Below are 19787 nucleotides of genomic sequence, written 5' to 3' on the forward strand. Positions count from 1 at the left end.
GTAGGACAGATGGGGTGGTTTCTCGGTTTGACCTGAAGGGGTTGCGGTGGGTTGCGTCCAACATGGCTTTTGTCGTTGGGGCGGCTGACCGCTTCGCTCGCAATGACGGGCTGGGGGTAAAGGCAGGTTTTAAGATTGTTCGTCACCCCGGACTTGATCCGGGGTCCCGCTGTTTGTCGGGGCGTTCGAAGAAGAAGCGGGACCCCGGGTCGAGCCCGGGGCGACGGGGAAGGGAGCTGCGGTCCCGCGGACCCTACCGTCGGAGGCGCGTGTAGGTTTCGGGGGCGCCGACGAGGGCGCGGAGCCGCTCCAGTTCCTCGGGCGTATCGACGTCGATCAGTTCGGCGGGGGTCGTGACGACGTGCTTGCCGCCGCGGACCATGTCGCGGGCGCCCTGGTCGCCCTCCAATGCCAGCAGGGCGTCGAAGCGGTTGCGGCCGAAGACGGCGGGGGGCTTGGGGCTGATGCCGTCGCTGGAGGCGACGACGGCGTCGGGGCCGTCCGCAGCCTCGAGCAGGTGCCAGATGTGCGTCGCGGTGACGCGCGGCATGTCGGCGAGCGCGACGACCACCGCCTGGGCGCCATGCGCGCGGGCGCAGTCGACGCCGAGCGCGACCGACCGGCCGAGGCCCAGCGCCGGGTCGTCGTTCCGCACGGTCGTATAGCCATGCGCGGCATAGTCGCATTGCGCCTTGCCGACGACGGCGACGCGTTCGCGAAACGGCATGTCTTCGAGCGCGACCGCGACGTGCAGGCCGAGCGCACGGCCGAGGAAGGGTTCGTCGAGCTTGCTGCCGAGGTCGCCCATCCGCTGCGACCGCCCGGCGGCGAGCAATATCAATACGCAGTCTTCAGCGGCGATCATGAAAGGCTCCTACCATGGCCGCGGCGATCGACAGCGCGATTTCCGACGGGCCGATCGCGCCGATATCGATGCCGACGGGCGCGTCGATCCGGTCGATCTGTGCCGTGCTGAGGCCTTCTGCCGCCAGCCGTTCGCGGCGTGCGGCATGGCTGCGGCGGCTGCCGAGCGCGCCGACGTACGGCGCGTCGGTGGCGAGCGCGGCGATCAGCGCGGGATCGTCGATCTTGATGTCGTGGCTCAATGTGACGACGGCGGTGGCGGGGCCGGGCTTCAGCGCGGCGATCGCCTCGTCGGGCCAGCGATCGTCCAGCGTCACGCCCGGGAAGCGCTCTTCGGTGAGGAAGCGGGCGCGCGGGTCGATCACGGTCGTGGCGATGCCGAGCGTCGTCGCCAGCGCGGCGAGGCTCTGCGCGATCTGCACCGCGCCGACGATCAGCAGGCGGCGCGGGGGATCGTAGCGGTTGACGAAGACCTCTCCCGTCTCTTGGGGGCGCAGGTCGCTGTGGCCGGTGGAAAGGTCAGTGGTGACGGTCAGCGCCTCGCCGCGGTCGCGCGCCTCGGCGATGCGGTCGAACAATTCGGGGTCGAAGCCGGTGGCGGAGACGGGCTGCACCATCACCGCGATCTCGCCGCCGCAGGGCAGGCCGACCTCCCAGGCCGCGGCATCCGCCACGCCGTAACGCTTGAGCTGGAAGGGCGCGCCGGCAATGACGTCCGCGGCGGTCTGCAGGATGTCGCTTTCGACGCAGCCGCCCGACACCGATCCTTCGAACCGGCCATCGCCGTGGACGAGCATGTGGCTGCCCTTCGGCCGCGGGGCGCTGCCCCAGGTGGAAACCACGGTGGCGATGGCGAGCGGTTCGCCTTTCCATTCGCGCGCGGCGGCGAGGACGCTGTCGTTTTCGGCCATATTCTACCTTTCAATCCTCCCCGCTTGGCGGGGAGGGGGACCAGCGCAGCTAGTGGAGGGGGCTTTCCACAGGCGATGGCGTCTGGGGCGACGCCCCTCCACCACCGCTTCGCGGCGGTCCCCCTCCCCGCCGAGCGGGGAGGAGTTAGAGTGCCGGCAGCCCCGGCAGCAGGGCGTCGAGCGTGACGGGGAAGTCGCGGACGCGTACGCCGCAGGCGTTGTAGATGGCGTTGACCACCGCGGCGCCGGCGCCCGAGATGCCGAGCTCGCCGACGCCCTTTGCGCCGGCCGGGTTGGCGCTGTCGTCGATCTCCTCGACGAAATGCACCTCGATCTGCGGCACATCGGCGTTCACGGCGACGTGATATTCGCCGAAGTCCGGGTTGACGAAATGGCCCGAGCGCGGATCGACCACCGCCTCTTCGCTGAGCGCATAGGCGATGCCCCAGACCATGCCGCCGATCAGCTGGTTCGCCGCGGTCTTCGCGTTGAGGACGCGGCCGACGTCGAACACGCCCAGCATGCGGCGGACGCGCACCTCGCCGGTGATCGCGTTGACCGCGACCTCGACGAAATGGGCGCCGTGGCTCGCCTGGCTGGTGCGCTGGCTTTCCTTGCCGGGGGCGGTCTTGCCGCGCGCGACGATCGGCTCTCCACGCAGCAGATCCGGAAGCGCGACGCTGCGGCCGCCGGCGGTGACGCAGCCGTCCTTGAGCGACAGTTCTTCGGGCGCGGCGTTCATGCGGCGGGCGAGGTCGCTGAGGATGTCCTCGCACGCGAGCGCAGCGGCGGCGCAGGCGCTGCCCGCACCGAACGATCCGCCCGAGCCGGCGCTGGGCGGCAGGTCGCTGTCGCCCAGCCGCACCTCGACCGAGGCGACGGGCAGGCCGAGCATTTCGCCGACCGTCTGGGCAAGGATGGTGTAGGTGCCGGTGCCGATGTCGGTCATGTCGCAGGCGACGACCGCGCGGCCATCGGCCTCCAGTCGCACCTCGGCTTCGGCCTTGACGGTGAAGTTGCCGCGCAGTGCCGCGGCCATGCCGTGGCCGATCAGCCATTCGCCCTCGCGCCGGGCGCCGGGCGTACGGTTGCGTGCGTCCCAGCCGAAGCGGCGGGCGCCTTCGTCATAGCAATCGAGCAGGCGGCGGGTGGAGAAGGGCTTGCCGCTGACCGGATCGACGTCGGGTTCGTTGATCCGGCGCAACTCGACCGGGTCCAGCCCCAGCCGTTCGGCAAGCTCGTCCATCGCGCATTCGACCGCGAAGGTGCCGATCGCCTCGCCCGGCGCGCGCACCGCGCCGGTCGCGGGCAGATCGAGCCGGACGAGGTCGGTGCGGAAGCGGCGGTTTTCGCCGCCGTAGAGGGGCAGCGAGCCGAACGGGATGGGTTCGAGGAAGCGCGCATCGTCGTTCTGCGCGGCGACGCCTTCATGCGCGAAGGCGGTGATGCGGCCATCCTGCGTGGCAGCGATCCGCACGCGCTGCGTCGTCGCCGAGCGGTGGTGGACGAGATAGGCGGTCTGCGCGCGGGGGAGCGCGACCTTGACCGGGCGGCCTGTCTTCCCCGCGGCGATGGCGGCGAGGATCACCTCTGGCCCGACGCCGGTCTTGCCGCCGAAGCCGCCGCCGACGAAGGGGGCGAGGACGCGGACCTTGTCCGCATCGAGACCCAGCGCTTTTGCGATCGTGGTGCGGGCGGCGCCGATCACCTGGTTGCTGGTGCGCACGGTCAGCGCGCCATCTTGCCACCAGACGGTGCTGGCATGCGGTTCCAGCGCGGCGGGGAAGTGGACGGGCGTCGTATAGGCGAGGTCGACCGTCACGGGCGCCTCGGCCAGCGCGGCGTCGAGGTCGCCCTTGTCGATCGCGGGCAGGAAGCCGAGGTCGTGATCCTGCTCGATCGACTGCTCCGCCATCGCGAGGCGGGCAGTGGTTTCTTCGACCGATACGATGACGCATTTCGCCGCATCGCGGGCGGTCGCCTGATCCTCGGCGACGACGATCGCGACGGGCTGGCCGTAATGGAAGATGGCGTCGGTGCCGCTGTGCGCGGCGCCTTGCGAATTGCTGCCGCCGGTGACCATGCGCGGGTCGTCGTGGATGACCGCGACGACACCGGGCAGCGCCTCCGCCGCCGATGCGTCGATCCCCGTCACGCGGCCGCGCGGCACCGGCGCGCCGACGATCGCGGCGTAGAGCGTGCCGTCGGGCGCGTCCTCATAGGCATAGGTCGCGGTGCCGCTGACCTTCGCCGGCCCATCGATCCGGTCGATCGGCGCGCCCAGCACGCCCTGTTGCCCGTGCGCCAGCCCATGCGGGCGATACGCGCGGTCCATCGTCATCTCGTTCATACAGGCTCACGTCCTTGCCCGGAACCGGGTGCGGAGAATGTAAGGCGTTGGGCGGGAGGGGGAAAGGGTGGTGCCTTCATACTTCGTCACCCCGGACTTGATCCGGGGTCCCGCTATTTACCGTACTCCCGAAGAAGAAGCGGGACCCCGGCTCAAGGCCGGGGTGACGGGGCGGGGGCATCACACCGCCGGCAACCCCTCCAGCAATTTGTCGAGCGTCACCGGGAAGTCGCGGACGCGCACGCCGGTGGCGTTGTAGATCGCGTTGCCGACGGCGCCCGCCGCGCCGCAGATGCCGAGTTCGCCCAGCCCCTTGGCGTGGAGCGGGTTAGCCTGGATATCGCGTTCGTGGAGGAATTCGACCTCCAGCTGCGGCACGTCGGCGTTCACGGGGACGTGATATTCGCCGAGGTCGCGGTTGACGACCTTGCCGTTGCGCGGATCATGGACAAGCTCTTCGGACAGCGCGCAGCCGATGCCGAAGGTCATGCCGCCGAGGCATTGCGAGCGGGCCGTCTTGGCGTTGAGGATGCGGCCCGCAGTAAACACGCCGAGCATCCGCTTGACGCGCACCTCACCTGTTACCGCATGGACTGCGACCTCGCAGAAATGCGCGCCATAGCTCGCCTGGTTGAACGTCTTTTCCTGATGGCCGGCGCTGATCTCGCCCGTCGCCTCGATCCCGTCGCCGACCAGCTGGCCGAGCGGCACGCTGCGATTGTCGGCGATGACGCGGCCGTCCTTCAGCGTCATCGCACCCTCGTCGACGCCCATCGCCTTGGCGATCTTGGTGCGCAGCGCTTCGCAGGCGAGATAGACCGACGAACCGGCCGACCCGGCGCCCCACGAACCGCCGGACCCCGCACCCGGCGGCGCATCGGTATCGCCCAGATGGACGGTGACGTCCTCGATCGGCAGGCCGAGGATTTCGGCGGTGATCTGGCCCAGGATCGTATAGGTGCCGGTGCCGATGTCGGTCATGTCGGTTTCGACATGCGCCTTGCCTTGGCCGTCGATCGAGACCTTGGCGGCGGACTTCATCAGCATGTTCGATCGCGCGGCGGAGGCGACGCCCATGCCGTACAGCCATTCGCCGCGCCGGTCGGTGCCGGCGGGCTTGCGGCCCGACCAGCCGAACGCCTCCGCGCCGCGTTCCAGACACGGGATCAGCGAACGCGACGAATAGGGGATGTTCTTTTCCGGATCCTTCTCGGGCTCGTTGCGGCGGCGGAGTTCGATGGGGTCGATGCCCATCTTCTCCGCCAGTTCGTCGATCGCGCCTTCCAGCGCGATCAACCCGACCGCTTCGCCCGGCGCGCGCATCGATCCGGCGAGCAGCCAGTCGAGACGGACGATGTCGTGCGTGATCCGCCGGTTCTCGCCCGCATAGAGGAAGTGCGTCGCCATGCCGGTGGGTTCGAAGAAATCCTCGCCCGGCAGATTGCTGACCAGGGTTTCGTGGCCGATCGCGGTGAGCGTGCCGTCGGCGGTCGCGCCCAGGCGCATCCGCTGTTCTGTGTTCGAACGGCGGACGGTTGCGTCGAATACCTGCTGGCGCGCCATCACCGCCTTCACCGGGCGGTTCAGACGCTTCGCTGCGATCGCCGCCGCGACGCTTTCCGGCGCAATGCCGAGCTTCGACCCGAAGCCGCCGCCGACATAGGCCGCGACGATCCGCACCTTGTCCGCCGATACGCCGAGCGCCTTGGCAAGCTGCTGCTTGTCGGACGAGGGCATCTGGTACGCGCCGTATAGCGTCAGCGCGCCGTCTTCCCACACCGCCAGGCTGGCATGTGGTTCCATCGCGGCGGAGTTCTGCGAGGGCGTGGTATAGGTGACGTCGACGGTGAAGGCGGCGTCGGCCATGGCCTTGTCGATATCGCCCTGATCGTGGTGCGGCGGGATCTGTTGCGGCTTGGGCTCTTCCGCCTCGCTCTTGTGCGCCTCGAAATCGTAGCGGCCCTCGCCGGGTTCATACGCGACTTTCACCTGCAAGGCCGCGTCGCGCGCGGTTTCGTAGCTTTCGGCGATGACGATCGCGATGATCTCGCCGTGATAGGCGACATCCTCCACGCCCTGCGTCGGGGCGGTTGTCTCGCCGCCCTGCTGCGGGTTGCGGATGAAGCTGGCGTAATCGGTGATGACGTCGATGACGCCGGGCAACGCCTTGGCGCGGCTGGCATCGAGCGACGTGATCTTGCCCGCGCCCACCGTGGCGCGGACGAGATAGCCGTAGGCGACGTTATCGAGCGCATATTCCGCGGCATAGGTCGCCTTGCCCGACACCTTCTTCGGGCCGTCGATACGGTCGATGGGCTTGCCGATCACATCCTGCGCCGACGTGTCGAGCAGGCTGTCGGGATGCGCCGCATTCATGGTGAGCGCGTTGGTGTCGCCCTTGCCGAAACCGAACATGCCTTATTCTCCCGTCAGATCGCGAAGCGTGGCGACGAGCACCCGGCGCGTCAGCGGGATCTTGAAGTCGTTCGAGCCATAGCCCTTGGCATCCGCCAGCAGCGCGTCGGCCGCGGCGTTGAATGCGGCGTCGGACGGCGCCTGGCCGACCAGCGCGGCCTCCACCGCGGGGTTGCGCCACGGCATCGGGCCAAGGCCACCGAAGGCGAGCGATGCGGCGGCGATCTTGCCGTCCTGCACCTCGACGACGCCGGCGATCGATACGATCGCAAAGGCATAGGAGGCGCGGTCGCGGACCTTGCGATACACCTGCTTGCCGGCGGGCGGTGCGGGCAATTCGATGTGGGTGATCAGTTCACCCGTCTCCAGCACCGTCTCGATGTTCGGCGTGTCGCCGGGCAGGCGGTAGAAATCGTGGATCGAGATGCGGCGCTTGTCGCCGTCGGGGCGCTGGGTGATGATCGTCGCATCGAGCGCGCGCATCGCCACCGCCATGTCGCTGGGGTGCGTCGCGATGCACTGCTCCGACGTGCCGAGCACGGCCAGGATGCGGTTGAATCCGCCGATCGCCGAACAGCCGGTGCCGGGCTCCCGCTTGTTGCAGGGCATGGCGGTGTCGTAGAAATAATAGCAGCGGGTGCGCTGAAGCAGATTGCCGCCGGTCGAGGCCTTGTTGCGCAACTGGCCGGAGGCGCCGGCGAGCAGGGCGCGGCTCAACACCTCGTATTTCGCGATGACGCGGGGGTCGGCGGCGAGGTCGGAATTGGGCACGAGCGCGCCGATCGTCAGGCCGCCATCCTCGCGCTCCTCGATCTCGCCCAAGGGCAGCCGGCTGATGTCGACGAGCTTTTCCGGGGTTTCGATCTGCAGCTTCATCAGGTCGAGCAGATTGGTGCCGCCCGCGATGAACTTGGCGCCCGAGCTGTGCGCATCGCGCACCGCGGCATCGGCGCTGTCCGCCTTGGCATAGGTGAAGGTCTTCATGCCTCTGCCTCCGCCTTGGCGCTGCTATGGCGCAGGGCGATATCGACGGTGCCGTTCGCTTCCGCCACCTCGCGGATCGCATCGACGATGTTGGGATAGGCGGCGCAGCGACACAGATTGCCGCTCATCCGTTCGGAAATCTCGCCGTCGTCGAAGCGGGGCGCGTCGAGGTCGCCAGTGACGTGGCTCGGCCAACCCTTCTTCACCTCGTCCATCATGCCGACCGCCGAACAGATCTGGCCCGGCGTGCAATAGCCGCATTGATAACCGTCGTGGCGCACGAAGGCGGCCTGGAGCGGGTGGAGATCGTCGGGCGTGCCCAGCCCCTCGATCGTCACGATCTCGTCGTCCTGGTGCATCACCGCGAGGCTGAGGCAGCTGTTGATGCGGCGGCCGTTGACCAGCATCGTGCATGCACCGCACTGGCCGTGGTCGCAGCCCTTCTTGCTGCCCGTCAGCCCCAGATGCTCACGACACAGGTCGAGCAGCGAGGTGCGGATATCGGGGTCCGCCTGATAGGACTGCCCGTTGATCGTGAAGTGCATGGAAACCCTCGCGGTTCGGGGGTGTCGCACCCCTGTCAGATTAGGGCCGTAACGCTCCGGGTCATGATGGTTTCCGCTTTGCGAATCGCTCTCACCGGGATGCTGCTGGCATCCGTTCCCGCAACCGGGCAGGATCGTCCCATGACGCATGCTCCCCTGTCGCCTCCCATCGTGATCGCGCACCGTGGTGCGAGCGGGTCGCGGCCCGAACATACGCTGGGATCGTACGAGCTGGCGATCGAGCAGGGCGCCGATTTCATCGAGCCCGATCTGGTGCCGACCAAGGACAATGCGCTCGTCGCGCGTCATGAAAATGCGATCGGCGGCACCACCGACGTCGCGCAGCATCCCGAATTCGCCGACCGCAAGACGACCAAGACGATCGACGGCCAGACGATGACCGACTGGTTCACCGAGGATTTTACGCTCGCCGAACTGAAGACGCTGCGCGCGAAGGAGCGCCTGCCGCAGCTGCGCCCGGGCAATGCCGCCTATGACGGCCGGTATCAGGTGCCGACGCTGGCCGAGATCATCGACCTCGCCAAGCGCCGGTCGAAGGAACTGGGGCGTACGATCGGCATCTATCCCGAGACCAAGCACCCGACCTATTTCGCAAGCATCGGCCATCCAACCGACGTCCTGCTGGTCGAACAATTGCGCAAGGCGGGGTGGCATGATGCCAGCGCGCCGGTGTTCATCCAGTCGTTCGAGGTCAAGAATCTCCAGCGCATCCACGCGATGACCGGCATCCGCCTGATCCAGCTCGTCGCGGGCGAGGGCGCGCCGGCGGATGGCGCCGCGCCGTCCTATGCCGCGATGCTGACGCCTGCGGGGCTGCAGCAGATTGCGACCTATGCCTTCGGCATCGGGCCCGACAAGGCGCAGCTGTGGACGGACAAGACGGCGACCACGCCCTCCACCCTCATCGCCGATGCGCATGCCGCGGGCGTGCGCGTCCACCCGTGGACGTACCGGGCCGAAAACGCCTTCCTACCGCCCCGCTTCCGCCGGGGTACGGACAAGGCCGCGCATGGCGATATCGCGGGCGAGATCAAAGCCGGGCTGGCGCAGGGGATCGACGGATTCTTCACGGATTATCCGCTAATTGGCGTACAGACCCTTCGGTCGGCCAAGGATCATCCGTAAATGCGTATCGCCCCTGTTTCCTGTGTTGTCCTGATACCCCTCGCGCTCGCCACCACCGGCTGCGTCAGCACCGCCGCCACGATCGTGAAGGCGCCGTTCAAGGTTGCCGGCAAGGCGGTCGACTGGACGACGACCAGCCAGGAGGAGGCGGATCGCAATTACGGGCGCAAGATGCGCAAGCAGGAAGCGAAAGAGGGGCGCGAGCGCCGCAAGGCCGCGGAGCAATGCCGCAAGCATCCCGACGATCAGGATGCGTGCCGCTATTCCGGGTATCGCGCGGGGTATTGATGGGGGGCGGCGGCTGGCGTGGCGCCGTCTTCAATTGCGCCCCTTCCGTCATCCCGGCGAACGCCGGGATCCATGGTTGCGGTAGTTGCCGTTGGTGTTCGCCGCCGTCCGCCGCCCGCGTCCATGGATCCCGGCGTTCGCCGGGATGACGAGAGTGGGGGAAGCGGCGCCTGAGACCCACACTCCCGTCATTCCCGCGAAGGCTGGAATCCAGAACCTCTGACGGTTGCGATGGAGCCGCACGGTCAGCCAGTCTGGATTCCCGCCTTCGCGGGAATGACGGAGGGAGGGATGCCGGGGGGCAAAGGTGCGTCGGGTAAGGCTTCGCCGGAGCCACGGTAGGCCAGCGACGCCCCGCGCGCGCTCACCGATCCTGCGCGACGGCGTCCTTTGCCAGCGCCGCTGCCACGGCGATCAGCACTTCGGGGTGGATATGCACGCCCAGGTGGCCGCTGTTCACCTGCACCGCCTCCGCGCTGGGATCGTGGCAGATGAAGCCGTTGACGAAGCCGTCGTGCGGGCTCCAGATCGCGGTGCAGGGCACCGGCAGCGGCGCGGCGATCGCTTCGCTGCGGGCGATCACGGCGGGGTCGTCGACACGCTCGCCGGTCGCCCATTCGAACGCGCGCCAGACGTTGGTGGCGCGGCCCCAGCCGGCATAGGGCGAGCTGACCGTCACCACGCGCCGCACCAGATCCGGTCGGCGATGCGCGACCAGCCGCGCCATGATGCCGCCGAGGCTGACGCCGACCAGCGTGACCGGCCCGTCCTCCGCCTCCAATGCCTCGACGCGTGCGATCAATCGCTCGGCCTCCGCGCCGACGCTTTTGACGCCCAGGTTCCGGCCCAGCCCCCAGCCTTCGGCGCGATAGCCAAGCCCTTCGAGAAAGCGCCGTAGCACGAGGCTGGAGCCGTCGGCGTCGAACAGCCCGGGCAGGATCATCACCGTGCCGCCCGCACCCGGCGGTACCGCGGCCAGCGCGGCGGCATGCCGCCAGCGCGTCGCGAGCATCCAGGCGACGCGCGGCACCTCGCTCGCCGCGAGTGCCTTGGGCGGGGGAGGGGGCGCGTCGAAGCGCGTGCCGAAACGGGCATGCGGCGGCGGTTCGCTGCGCCAGCGGGCGAGGCCGGTCTGCAACCGGCTCAGAACCATGACAGAACCGTGATCGGGAAGGGCGTCCAGCGGCCGACCCGCACGCCCGCGTTCGCCAGCGTCGCGCCGACCCAGGCGTTGCAGGTGTGCCGGGCGCTGTAATGGCCGGTGCCGGCATAGAAGACGTCGTTCGCGCCATAGCCGCGGAAGCTGCGGCGCACCGGCGCGGCGCTGGCACGAATGCCGGCCGCGAGCCGGCGATATTCCTCGGGCCGCAGCGTCACGACGCGAATGCCGTCGCCGGGCGCAGGCGCGGGGATGTGCTCGACATGGAGCAGCGTCGCGTCGCTGCCGATCGCGGCGTGGAGGATCGTCGCCAGCCGTACATCCGCCCAAGTCGGCGTATCGAAAAAGAAGGTCCGTTCGCCCCAGCCGATCGCGATATGGTCATAACGGGCATAACGCGGATCGGCGAGGTCGGCTCCCGGTGCCCAGTCGCGCCAGTCGATTCCGGCTGCGACCTTGGGCAGCACCAGGGCGACGTGCACGCCGTTCGATTCGAGATAGACGCGTACGCCGTCCGTCGGCGGGCGCCAGGCGGCGTTGACGGGAATGGCGCCCCCGATCATCCCCGCCGCCGCATAGCCGCCGCCGATCATCGCCAGCACCGCCAGCGCCACGAGCAGTCCCCGACCGATCCGACGTATCACGCCATATAGTATCATCCGAAACCTTATGTTACGCCATGCCATGGCCACAGACACGCACGCGCTCGCTTCGCCCCCCACCGATGCCGCCGCAGACTGGACGATCCCCCAGAACTGGCAGCATTACACGGCGGAGGAGCATGCGACCTGGGATACGCTGTTCGCGCGCCAATCCCAACTGCTTCCCGGCCGCGCATCCGACGCCTATCTGCGCGGGCTCGACGTGCTGAAGCTGTCGAAACCCGGCATCCCGGATTTTGAGGAACTGTCCGAACGGCTTATGAAGCTGACGGGGTGGCAGGTGGTCGCGGTGCCGGGGCTGGTGCCGGACGATGTTTTTTTCGATCACATGGCGAATCGCCGCTTCGTCGCGGGCAATTTCATCCGCCGGCCGGACCAGCTCGACTATTTGCAGGAACCCGACGTCTTCCACGACGTGTTCGGCCATGTCCCGATGATCGCCGATCCGGTGTTCGCCGATTACCTGGAGGCATACGGCCGCGGCGGGCAGCGTGCGATGCAGCACGATGCGCTGAAATATCTGGGGCGGCTGTACTGGTATACGGTGGAGTTCGGGCTGATCCAGGAGCCCGAGGGATTGCGCATCTACGGCTCGGGCATCGTGTCGAGCTATGCCGAAAGCCGCTTCGCGCTCGACGATCCCAGCCCCAATCGCATCGGGTTCGACATCGCGCGCGTGATGCGGACGGAGTATCGGATCGACGATTTTCAGCAGAATTACTTCGTCATTCCGAGCTTCGATGAACTGCTGCGGGTGACGGTCGAGACGGACTTTGCGCCTTTGTATGAAGAACTGAAGGCGCAGGAGGACATTCCGGTCGCGGCGATCATGGAGGGGGATGAGGTGCTGACGCACGGCACGCAGGCCTATGCGCGGGGGAAGGCGGGTTGAGGTAACGAGGGCGTCATTTCCGCGGACGCGGGAGTCCAGACGCGCAGGCCTTTGAACGGGCCGTGAGGGTAAAGGTTATGGATCCCCGCCATACCCGTCACCCCGGACGTGATCCGGGGTCCCGCTCTCGGCCGGCCGGGAGAGAAGCGGGATCCCGGCTCAGGGCCGGGATGACGAGGTGAGGATTACAGGTCCAGCGCCCAGCCGTCGCGGCCCTTGGGGTCGAAGGGTGCGGTCGGCACGTAGCGGTCCGCGCCCGCGGTGAGGCGCAGGACGGTCCAGTCGCCGCGGCGGTCGATCGCGTCGAGCGTGCAGCCGCAGGCGGTGTAGGCCGCGACGACGGTCTCGCGCTGCGTTTCCAGCAGCCCCGCCAGCACGATCGTCGCGTGCGGCGCAGCGATCGCGGCGAGCTCGGGCGCCATCGACACCAGCGGGCCGGCGAGGATGTTGGCGATCACCAGATCGTAGGGCGCGGTCGCGTCGATATCGGGGTGGCGCGCGCCGTCGGCGACGAACAGCGTCACCGCGTCCGCCGCGATGCCGTTCAACGCGGCATTGTCGCGCGTCACGTCGACCGCGACGGGATCGATGTCGGTCGCGACGACCAGCGCATCGGGCCACAGTTCGACCGCGGCGAAGGCGAGCAGGCCGGTGCCGGTGCCAACGTCGATCGCCCGGGTGAAGGTCTTGCCCGCCACCGCCAGGCCGTCGAGCATGGCGAGGCAGCCGCTGGTCGTGCCGTGATGGCCGGTGCCAAAGGCCTGCCCCGCATCGATCAGGAAGGCGCGGCCACCCGCGGGCGCTGCGACGGGATGCGCGCTGGTGTGGACGACGAAGCGGCCCTCGCGGATCGGCTCCAGCCCGGCCTGGCTCATCGCGATCCAGTCCTCGTCGCCCAGCTGCGTCACGACGGGGTCGTGGCCGCTCGCGCTCGGCACCAGGGCGTGGATCGTCGCGAGCATCGCTGCATCGGGCTCATGCTCGACATAGGCGTCGAGCCGCCAGCGTTCGACGTCGTCCTCCACCTCTTCGGTGGTCATCAGCACCGCGTCGATCGCGAGATCGGAGGCGCTGTCGATCGCCTCTGCTTCGGCGCGGGTGCAGGGCAGAGTGATCCGCCAGCTATCACCGGACATAGGACGCTCCATTGATGTCGAGCACCGCGCCGGTCATCGAGGCGGGCGCTTCGAGGGCACAGAAGCGGGCGAGCGTCGCCACCTCGTCCGGATCGGCGACGCGGCCCAGCGGAATGTCGGCCAGCAGCTTGTCGCCACCGCGGCTGGCCAGATAATCGTCCGCCATGCCGGTCATGGTGAAGCCGGGGCAGATGGCGAAGGCGAGGATGCCGTCTTTCGCATAGGCGCGTGCGATCGTCTTGGTCATCGCGACCATGCCGGCCTTGGCCGCGGCATAATGCCAGTGGGCGGGGCTGTCGCCGCGATAGGCGGCGCGGCTGGCGACGTTGACGATGCGGCCCCCGACCTTGCGGTCCTGCCAGTGGAGCACGGCGAGGCGGCAGAGTTCGGCGGCGGCGGTCAAATTGATGCGCTGCGTCCGTTCCCAGTCGGCGACCCAGTCGTCGGACGGTCGGTCGAGCGGATTGGCTTCGAACACGCCGGCATTGTTGATCAGCACGTCGATCGTGCCGCCGGCCCGGGCGAGCGCCGCATCCCACAGCGCGCGGGGGGCGGCGGGGTCGGCGAAATCGGCCGCGATATCTGCCCCGCTGGCAGTGGTGGTCGCCTGGCCGATGACGGCATGGCCGCCATCGCGGAGCGTCGCGAGGATGCTGGCGCCGATGCCGCGGCTCGATCCGGTTACGATTATGGTCATGGCCGCGGCCCTAACCGGCGGTGGCCGGGCGGGCAACTACCCGCGGCAGGCGCGGAAACCCGCGTCAGGCTACGCTGGCGGAGAAGCTTTCGGCGGAGCGTTGCAGTTGTGCCAGCCGGTCGCCGACCTCGCTGAAGCCGGCGCCCAGGCACACGATCTCGCCGACGACGGCATGCGTGTCGTCGCGGATCGTGTCGACCGTCGCCGCCATCGTGTCGGCGGCGAGCGCGCCTTCGTCGATCGCGGCGGTGATGGTGTCGACCGTGCGCGCCTGTTCCTCCATCGCGCTGCGGATGCGCAGCGCCGAGTTGCGCGCCGCATCCACCGTCTGGCGGATGCTGATGTTGGTTTCGACGGTGGAGCGCGTCGCCGCCTGAATCGCGGCGATCTTGGCGGCGATATCGTCGGTCGCGCGCGCGGTCTGGTTGGCGAGGCTCTTCACCTCCTGCGCAACGACGGCGAAGCCGCGGCCGGCGTCGCCTGCACGCGCCGCCTCGATCGTCGCGTTCAGCGCGAGCAGGTTGGTCTGCCCGGCGATGTCGCGGATCAGGCCCAGGATCGATTCGATCGATTTCGCGTGATCGGACAGCGTCTCGCTGGCGCGCACCGCATCGACGGCATGTTCGCTGGCGCGCGTCGCGATGCCGGCGGCGGCTTCCACCTCGGTGCGGGCGCTTTCGATCGCATGCGTCAGGCCCGCGGCGGTATGCGCGGCGCTGCGCATGGCGAGCGCGGTTTCCTCGGCATCGCTGGCGACGCTGCTCGCCTTTTCCATGACGGTCCGCGTCGAGGTAGAGGCGGCGTCGGCCTGCACGCGGATGCGCGCGCCCAGCGCCACCGCCCCCTCGATCGACACGGCAATGCTTTCGCGGAAGGCGGCGGAGCGTTCCTGCCGCTCGCTGCGCGCCTGATCCTCGTGGACCTTGGCGAGATAGCCCGACATTAGATCGGCCTCGACCAGCGAGATACGTTGCACCGCGTCGCACATGCGCAACAGGCGCTGCGTATCGCCCGTGCAATAGCCTTCGAGGATACGGACCGTGTGGCTGTGCGAGTGGGCGAGCGCCGCCTGCAGGCTGGGCAGGGGGACGTTCGATCGCAGGCACTGGTCGGCGTGGCGGTGCGCGATCTTCACCCAGGCCTCGTCGAACGGATTGCCGTATTTCAGGTGGGCATATTCGATGCTCTCGCGCATCCGCCGCTCCAGCCGTTCACCGTGGAACAGGTGGCGGACCGGCTGCGTCGCGGGCAGCGAGAGATACTGGTCCCAGAAGCAGCGCGCGATGTCGCGATAATCCGCCTCCGACAGCAGGGCGCAAATGTCGCGCGACGTGTCGGCGAGCGTGCCGTCCCAGTCATATTCGCCCAGATGGTCGATGATGCGCCGTGGCATGATGCGATCAGCCCCGCAGCGGACGGGGCGACGGGATGGCTCGGTCCATCAAGCGGCGACCTTGGCGACGAAATCGCCCGCGCTGCTCTTCAGCGACTGCAACCGCCCGTCGAGCATGTCGAAGCCGCGGCCGACGCCGTCGATCTCCGCGGCGACGGTTTCGGTGTCCATGCGGATCGTGGCGATCGTGCTCGCCATCGAATCGGCGGCAAGCGCGGTTTCGTCGACCGCGGCGGTGATCGCGGTGACGGTCTGCGCCTGCGCCTCCATCGCGAAGCGGATGCGATCGGCCGATTCCTGCACCTCGGTCACCGTCGTGCGGATGCTGGCATTGGTTTCGACGGTGGATTTCGTCGCCGACTGGATCGAGGCGATCTTGGCGGCGATATCGTCGGTCGCGCGCGCGGTCTGATTGGCGAGGCTCTTCACCTCCTGCGCGACGACGGCGAAGCCACGGCCGGCGTCACCGGCGCGCGCCGCCTCGATCGTCGCGTTCAGCGCGAGCAGGTTGGTCTGCCCGGCGATGTCGCGGATCAGGCCCAGGATCGATTCGATCGATTTGGCGTGGTCGGACAGCGTTTCCGACATGCCGACCGCGTCGGTCGCCTGGCGCGAGGCGCGGCTGGCGATCTCGGCGGCGGCTTCCACCTCGGTGCGGGCGTCCTCGATCGCGCGGATCAGGCCTGCGGCGGTCTGTGCCGCCTCGCGCATCGCGACGGCAGATTGTTCGGCGGCGGCGGCGACCTCGCTGGTCTTGCCCAGCATGCCGCGTGCGGAGCCGGAGCTCCGCTCCGCCTGGGCGCGCAAGGTCCGGCCTTCGACCGTCGCGGTCTCGACGGCATCGGCGATGCCTTCGCGGAAATCGCCCGCCAGCCGCTCGCGCGCCGCATGCGCGCTATAGGCGGCAAAGCCGGCGAACAGCGCGACGGTCAACTCGGTTTCCATGCCGAACAGGCGCATCAGCGCGTCGACCAGCTCGGTGCGGTGCAACGTGTCTTCGGGCAGGCGCCGCTTGAGCGCCTTCAGGACGGCGCGATCGCTGGCGCAGGACATGGCGAGCAATTCCATCGTCTCGACGCCGGCGGCATAGGCTGCGGCCACCGACCGCTCGAGCGATTCGACCCAGGCCGTTCCCTCCAGGTAGCAGAAGCGGTTGCGCAGATAGGCGATGCCCGCCGTGCGGCGCCGGTCGCCCTCCATCGGCGTCCAGGTCGGTGCGCCGGGGTTGGCGGCGCGCCAATGGTCCCAATAGGCATCGACGATGTCGCCCGCGTCGGGTTCGATGATCGTCCACAATTCGCGGGCCTGCTCAGCCAGCGTGTCGTCGCCTCCGTCGAACGCCTTGATGCGACTCGCCAGGTCGATGCTGGCGGCGATGCTGGCCGGGGGCGGCAGGGCGATGTCGGGCAAAGCTGAAGTCTCCGGCGAACGAACGACGGGCCCGGTGACCGGGCCTCTCGACCGTCGTGCCTACCGCCCAAGTGGTTAATGCTCCGTTAGGAGCGGATGCTATGGGTTGCATCGGCGAACGCGTGGCCTAATAGGCACTGCAATCGATCTTGCCCGAGGACCGTTCATGGCATCCCGCACTCCGGCGCGCCCGCGCAGCCCGCATCTCTTCTCGGGCTTTATGAAGCTCCACTACAGCTGGGGGCCGCATATGCTGGTCTCCATCCTCCATCGCGCCACGGGTTCGGGGATGGCGACGGTCGGCACGGTGCTGCTGGTGTGGTGGCTGGCCGCGATCGCGGGCGGGGCGGAAAGCTACGCGACGTTCCGCGACGTGTTCACCCATGACAGCGGCGCCCTCAATCCGCTCGGCTGGGTGATCGGGGTCGGCATGACCTGGGCGTTCTTCACGCACGCGCTGAACGGCATCCGCCACCTGGTGATGGATGCGGGCGCGGCGTTCGAACTGAAGCGCAACAAGATGTTCAGTCTGGCGGTCATGGTCGGCGGCGTGGTGCTGACCGCGGCCTTCTGGCTCTACCTGGGGATGAAGTAATGGGTTCGGGCACCAGCATCGGCCGCGTCCGCGGCCTCGGCAGCGCCAAGGAAGGCGCGCATCACTGGTGGCGCCAGCGCGTCACCGCGGGTTCCAACCTGTTCCTGACGCTCTGGTTCGTCTTCTCGCTGCTGCGGCTGCCGGGCTATGACTATGCCAGCGTCCACGACTGGCTGCGCAACAGCTGGGTGGCGGTGCCGATGGTGCTGCTGATCGTGTCGGTCTTCTATCACTTCCGCCTCGGGCTGCAGGTGGTGATCGAGGATTACCAGCACGAACAGAAGCGCGTCGCCGCCATCCTCGCGCTGAACTTCTTCACGGTCGCGACCGCCGCGATCGCCATCTTCGCGATCCTCAAGGTCGCCTTCGGAGCTGCGGCATGAACGCGCCTGCCTATAAGATCATCGACCACACCTATGACGCCGTCGTCGTCGGCGCGGGCGGCTCGGGGCTTCGCGCCGTCATGGAATGCGCGCAGAACGGCCTGAAGACCGCCTGCATCACCAAGGTGTTCCCGACGCGGTCGCACACCGTCGCCGCGCAGGGCGGCATCGCCGCGAGCCTGGGCAACATGGGCCCGGATCACTGGACCTGGCACATGTACGACACCGTCAAGGGGTCGGACTGGCTGGGTGACCAGGACGCGATCGAATATATGGTCCGCGAGGCACCGGCGGCGGTGTACGAGCTGGAACATGCCGGCATGCCCTTCAGCCGCACCGACGAAGGCCGCATCTACCAGCGCCCGTTCGGCGGCATGATGCAGAACATGGGCGAAGGCCCGCCCGCGCAGCGCACCTGCGCCGCAGCGGACCGTACGGGGCATGCGATGCTCCACACGCTCTACCAGCAGTCGCTGCGCTATGACGCCGACTTCTACGTCGAATATTTCGCGCTCGACCTGATCATGGAAAACGGCGTGTGCCGTGGCGTGATCGCGCTCTGCATGGAAGACGGCAGCATCCACCGCTTCCGCAGCCACAACACCGTGCTCGCGACGGGCGGCTATGGCCGCTGCTATTTCTCGGCGACGTCGGCGCACACCTGCACCGGCGACGGCGGCGGCATGGTGCTGCGCGCCGGCCTGCCGTTGCAGGACATGGAGTTCGTCCAGTTCCACCCGACCGGCATCTACGGCGCGGGCGTGCTGATCACCGAGGGTGCGCGCGGTGAAGGCGGCTACCTCACCAATTCCGAGGGCGAGCGCTTCATGGAGCGCTACGCCCCGTCCGCGAAGGACCTGGCGTCGCGCGACGTCGTGTCGCGGTCGATGGCGATGGAAATGCGTGAAGGTCGCGGCGTCGGTAAGAACGGCGACCACATCTTCCTGCACCTCGACCATATCGATCCCAAGGTGCTGCACGAGCGCCTGCCGGGCATCACCGAGACGGGCAAGATCTTCGCCGGCGTCGACCTGACGCGCCAGCCGCTCCCCGTCACGCCAACCGTCCATTACAACATGGGCGGCATCCCGACGAACTTCCACGGCGAGGTCGTCAACCTGGTCGACGGCAATCCGGACACGGTCGTCCCCGGCCTGTTCGCGGTCGGCGAGGCGGCATGCGTGTCGGTCCATGGCGCGAACCGCCTCGGCTCGAACTCGCTGATCGACCTCGTGGTGTTCGGCCGCGCGACCGGCAAGCGCATCGCCGACATCTGCAAGCCCAACACGACGCACAATCCGCTGCCCAAGGGTTCGGAAGAGCTGTCGCTGACGCGTCTCGACAAGTTCCGCACCGCCGCCGGTGCGACGCCGACCGCCGAAATCCGCGGGCGGATGCAGCGCACGATGCAGAAGCATTGCGCGGTGTTCCGCGACAACGCGCTGCTCAGCGAAGGCCAGGCGCTGATGAAGGACATCTACGCCTCGATGCAGGACGTGCAGGTCAACGACCGCAGCCTGATCTGGAACACCGACCTGATCGAGACGCTGGAGCTCGACAATCTGGTCGCGCAGGCGCTGGTGACGATCGATTCGGCGGCCAACCGCAAGGAATCGCGCGGCGCCCATGTGAACGAGGATCACCCGGATCGCGACGATGCGAACTGGATGAAGCACACGATCACCACCTTCACCGGCTGGGGCGGCGTCGGCGGCGCCACCGCGATCGATTATCGCCCGGTGCACGATTACACGCTCACCGACGACGTCGAATACATCAAGCCGAAGAAGCGGGTGTATTGATCTGTGGGGCGTGGGCACGACGGCCGTCGTATCCGCGCCCCTTCATGTCATCCCCGCGAAGGCGGGGATCCATAACCTCTGACGCTGGCGATTGAGCCGCACGGTTAGCCAGTCTGGATTCCCGCCTCCGCGGGAATGACGGGCTTGGAGGGCAG

General features: G+C 68.3%; 18 protein-coding genes. 6 read left to right on the forward strand and 12 right to left on the reverse strand.

Going from position 1 to position 19787, the window contains the following annotated elements:
* Positions 1 to 253 precede the first annotated feature (253 nt).
* The 6 genes from ACGVWT_RS04185 to ACGVWT_RS04210 all read right to left on the reverse strand — a co-directional run bounded on the left by ACGVWT_RS04185 (position 254) and on the right by ACGVWT_RS04210 (position 8069).
* Entirely contained in the window at positions 254 to 865 is a 612-nt protein-coding gene (locus ACGVWT_RS04185; RefSeq protein ID WP_315461565.1) for a nucleotidyltransferase family protein, read from the reverse strand.
* Positions 852 to 1775 carry an XdhC family protein gene (locus ACGVWT_RS04190; RefSeq protein WP_315461564.1) on the reverse strand — a complete coding sequence of 308 codons (924 nt, stop codon included), beginning with the start codon at positions 1773 to 1775 and terminating at the stop codon, positions 852 to 854. The genes ACGVWT_RS04185 and ACGVWT_RS04190 overlap by 14 nt, the downstream gene beginning before the upstream one ends.
* Before the next feature lie 145 nt (positions 1776 to 1920).
* Positions 1921 to 4125, reverse strand: a complete 2205-nt coding sequence (locus tag ACGVWT_RS04195; RefSeq protein WP_315461563.1) for a xanthine dehydrogenase family protein molybdopterin-binding subunit — start codon at positions 4123 to 4125, stop codon at positions 1921 to 1923.
* Positions 4126 to 4305: 180 nt separating this feature from the next.
* Positions 4306 to 6540 carry a xanthine dehydrogenase family protein molybdopterin-binding subunit gene (locus ACGVWT_RS04200; RefSeq protein WP_116461648.1) on the reverse strand — a complete coding sequence of 745 codons (2235 nt, stop codon included), beginning with the start codon at positions 6538 to 6540 and terminating at the stop codon, positions 4306 to 4308.
* Positions 6541 to 6543: 3 nt separating this feature from the next.
* A complete protein-coding gene (locus ACGVWT_RS04205) occupies positions 6544 to 7524 on the reverse strand; it encodes a xanthine dehydrogenase family protein subunit M (protein ID WP_315461562.1) in 981 nt (326 codons plus the stop codon).
* Positions 7521 to 8069, reverse strand: coding sequence for a 2Fe-2S iron-sulfur cluster-binding protein (locus ACGVWT_RS04210; protein WP_116461650.1), 549 nt, complete (start codon positions 8067 to 8069; stop codon positions 7521 to 7523). The genes ACGVWT_RS04205 and ACGVWT_RS04210 overlap by 4 nt, the downstream gene beginning before the upstream one ends.
* Positions 8070 to 8168: 99 nt before the next feature.
* Here ACGVWT_RS04210 and ACGVWT_RS04215 point away from each other — a divergent pair, with 99 nt between their 5' ends.
* Together ACGVWT_RS04215 and ACGVWT_RS04220 are read left to right on the forward strand one after the other, a co-directional pair.
* A complete protein-coding gene (locus ACGVWT_RS04215) occupies positions 8169 to 9215 on the forward strand; it encodes a glycerophosphodiester phosphodiesterase (protein ID WP_394425490.1) in 1047 nt (348 codons plus the stop codon).
* Positions 9216 to 9503, forward strand: a complete 288-nt coding sequence (locus tag ACGVWT_RS04220; RefSeq protein ID WP_315461560.1) for a hypothetical protein — start codon at positions 9216 to 9218, stop codon at positions 9501 to 9503.
* Between the two features lie 364 nt (positions 9504 to 9867).
* Here ACGVWT_RS04220 and ACGVWT_RS04225 read toward each other — a convergent pair whose 3' ends face one another.
* Together ACGVWT_RS04225 and ACGVWT_RS04230 are read right to left on the reverse strand one after the other, a co-directional pair.
* Entirely contained in the window at positions 9868 to 10656 is a 789-nt protein-coding gene (locus ACGVWT_RS04225) for an alpha/beta fold hydrolase (RefSeq protein ID WP_315461559.1), read from the reverse strand.
* Positions 10647 to 11306, reverse strand: a complete 660-nt coding sequence (locus ACGVWT_RS04230) for a DUF2459 domain-containing protein (RefSeq protein ID WP_315461558.1) — start codon at positions 11304 to 11306, stop codon at positions 10647 to 10649. The genes ACGVWT_RS04225 and ACGVWT_RS04230 overlap by 10 nt, the downstream gene beginning before the upstream one ends.
* A 40-nt stretch (positions 11307 to 11346) precedes the next feature.
* Here ACGVWT_RS04230 and phhA point away from each other — a divergent pair, with 40 nt between their 5' ends.
* Positions 11347 to 12216: a phenylalanine 4-monooxygenase gene (gene phhA, locus ACGVWT_RS04235; protein ID WP_315461557.1), complete on the forward strand. Its 870-nt coding sequence runs from the start codon at positions 11347 to 11349 to the stop codon at positions 12214 to 12216.
* Positions 12217 to 12401: 185 nt separating this feature from the next.
* On the opposite strand, the gene ACGVWT_RS04240 is transcribed toward phhA, so the two are convergent.
* The 4 genes from ACGVWT_RS04240 to ACGVWT_RS04255 all read right to left on the reverse strand — a co-directional run bounded on the left by ACGVWT_RS04240 (position 12402) and on the right by ACGVWT_RS04255 (position 16852).
* Entirely contained in the window at positions 12402 to 13352 is a 951-nt protein-coding gene (locus ACGVWT_RS04240) for a 50S ribosomal protein L11 methyltransferase (RefSeq protein ID WP_315461556.1), read from the reverse strand.
* Positions 13342 to 14049 (reverse strand): SDR family NAD(P)-dependent oxidoreductase, encoded by a 708-nt coding sequence (locus ACGVWT_RS04245; RefSeq protein ID WP_315461555.1) that lies wholly within the window; start codon positions 14047 to 14049, stop codon positions 13342 to 13344. Before ACGVWT_RS04245 ends, ACGVWT_RS04240 begins: the two co-directional genes overlap by 11 nt.
* A 64-nt stretch (positions 14050 to 14113) precedes the next feature.
* On the reverse strand, positions 14114 to 15442 hold the full coding sequence (locus tag ACGVWT_RS04250) for a methyl-accepting chemotaxis protein (RefSeq protein ID WP_315461554.1): 1329 nt from the start codon (positions 15440 to 15442) through the stop codon (positions 14114 to 14116).
* Between the two features lie 48 nt (positions 15443 to 15490).
* The gene (locus ACGVWT_RS04255; protein ID WP_315461553.1) at positions 15491 to 16852 is read right to left on the reverse strand and encodes a methyl-accepting chemotaxis protein; all 1362 of its coding nucleotides are present in this window, start codon (positions 16850 to 16852) and stop codon (positions 15491 to 15493) included.
* A gap of 166 nt (positions 16853 to 17018) precedes the next feature.
* Here ACGVWT_RS04255 and sdhC point away from each other — a divergent pair, with 166 nt between their 5' ends.
* Genes sdhC through sdhA form a run of 3 tightly spaced genes read left to right on the forward strand, consistent with a single transcriptional unit; the run spans position 17019 to position 19632 of the window.
* Complete coding sequence (gene sdhC, locus ACGVWT_RS04260) at positions 17019 to 17447, forward strand: succinate dehydrogenase, cytochrome b556 subunit (protein ID WP_116461660.1); 429 nt, start codon at positions 17019 to 17021, stop codon at positions 17445 to 17447.
* Positions 17447 to 17830: a succinate dehydrogenase, hydrophobic membrane anchor protein gene (gene sdhD, locus ACGVWT_RS04265; protein WP_116461661.1), complete on the forward strand. Its 384-nt coding sequence runs from the start codon at positions 17447 to 17449 to the stop codon at positions 17828 to 17830. Before sdhC ends, sdhD begins: the two co-directional genes overlap by 1 nt.
* The gene (sdhA, locus tag ACGVWT_RS04270) at positions 17827 to 19632 is read left to right on the forward strand and encodes a succinate dehydrogenase flavoprotein subunit (protein WP_315461552.1); all 1806 of its coding nucleotides are present in this window, start codon (positions 17827 to 17829) and stop codon (positions 19630 to 19632) included. Before sdhD ends, sdhA begins: the two co-directional genes overlap by 4 nt.
* Positions 19633 to 19787: the final 155 nt, after the last annotated feature.

Origin of the sequence: Sphingomonas sp. S6, from assembly GCF_043498045.1 — a bacterium.
GTDB lineage: Bacteria > Pseudomonadota > Alphaproteobacteria > Sphingomonadales > Sphingomonadaceae > Sphingomonas.

Coding starts and splice junctions, on each gene's coding strand:
- ACGVWT_RS04185 (WP_315461565.1), bottom strand. CDS start 865: ATGATCGCCGCTGAAGACTGCGTATTGATATTGCTCGCCGCCGGGCGG.
- ACGVWT_RS04190 (WP_315461564.1), bottom strand. CDS start 1,775: ATGGCCGAAAACGACAGCGTCCTCGCCGCCGCGCGCGAATGGAAAGGC.
- ACGVWT_RS04195 (WP_315461563.1), bottom strand. CDS start 4,125: ATGAACGAGATGACGATGGACCGCGCGTATCGCCCGCATGGGCTGGCG.
- ACGVWT_RS04200 (WP_116461648.1), bottom strand. CDS start 6,540: ATGTTCGGTTTCGGCAAGGGCGACACCAACGCGCTCACCATGAATGCG.
- ACGVWT_RS04205 (WP_315461562.1), bottom strand. CDS start 7,524: ATGAAGACCTTCACCTATGCCAAGGCGGACAGCGCCGATGCCGCGGTG.
- ACGVWT_RS04210 (WP_116461650.1), bottom strand. CDS start 8,069: ATGCACTTCACGATCAACGGGCAGTCCTATCAGGCGGACCCCGATATC.
- ACGVWT_RS04215 (WP_394425490.1), top strand. CDS start 8,169: ATGCTGCTGGCATCCGTTCCCGCAACCGGGCAGGATCGTCCCATGACG.
- ACGVWT_RS04220 (WP_315461560.1), top strand. CDS start 9,216: ATGCGTATCGCCCCTGTTTCCTGTGTTGTCCTGATACCCCTCGCGCTC.
- ACGVWT_RS04225 (WP_315461559.1), bottom strand. CDS start 10,656: ATGGTTCTGAGCCGGTTGCAGACCGGCCTCGCCCGCTGGCGCAGCGAA.
- phhA (WP_315461557.1), top strand. CDS start 11,347: ATGGCCACAGACACGCACGCGCTCGCTTCGCCCCCCACCGATGCCGCC.
- ACGVWT_RS04240 (WP_315461556.1), bottom strand. CDS start 13,352: ATGTCCGGTGATAGCTGGCGGATCACTCTGCCCTGCACCCGCGCCGAA.
- ACGVWT_RS04245 (WP_315461555.1), bottom strand. CDS start 14,049: ATGACCATAATCGTAACCGGATCGAGCCGCGGCATCGGCGCCAGCATC.
- ACGVWT_RS04250 (WP_315461554.1), bottom strand. CDS start 15,442: ATGCCACGGCGCATCATCGACCATCTGGGCGAATATGACTGGGACGGC.
- sdhC (WP_116461660.1), top strand. CDS start 17,019: ATGGCATCCCGCACTCCGGCGCGCCCGCGCAGCCCGCATCTCTTCTCG.
- sdhD (WP_116461661.1), top strand. CDS start 17,447: ATGGGTTCGGGCACCAGCATCGGCCGCGTCCGCGGCCTCGGCAGCGCC.
- sdhA (WP_315461552.1), top strand. CDS start 17,827: ATGAACGCGCCTGCCTATAAGATCATCGACCACACCTATGACGCCGTC.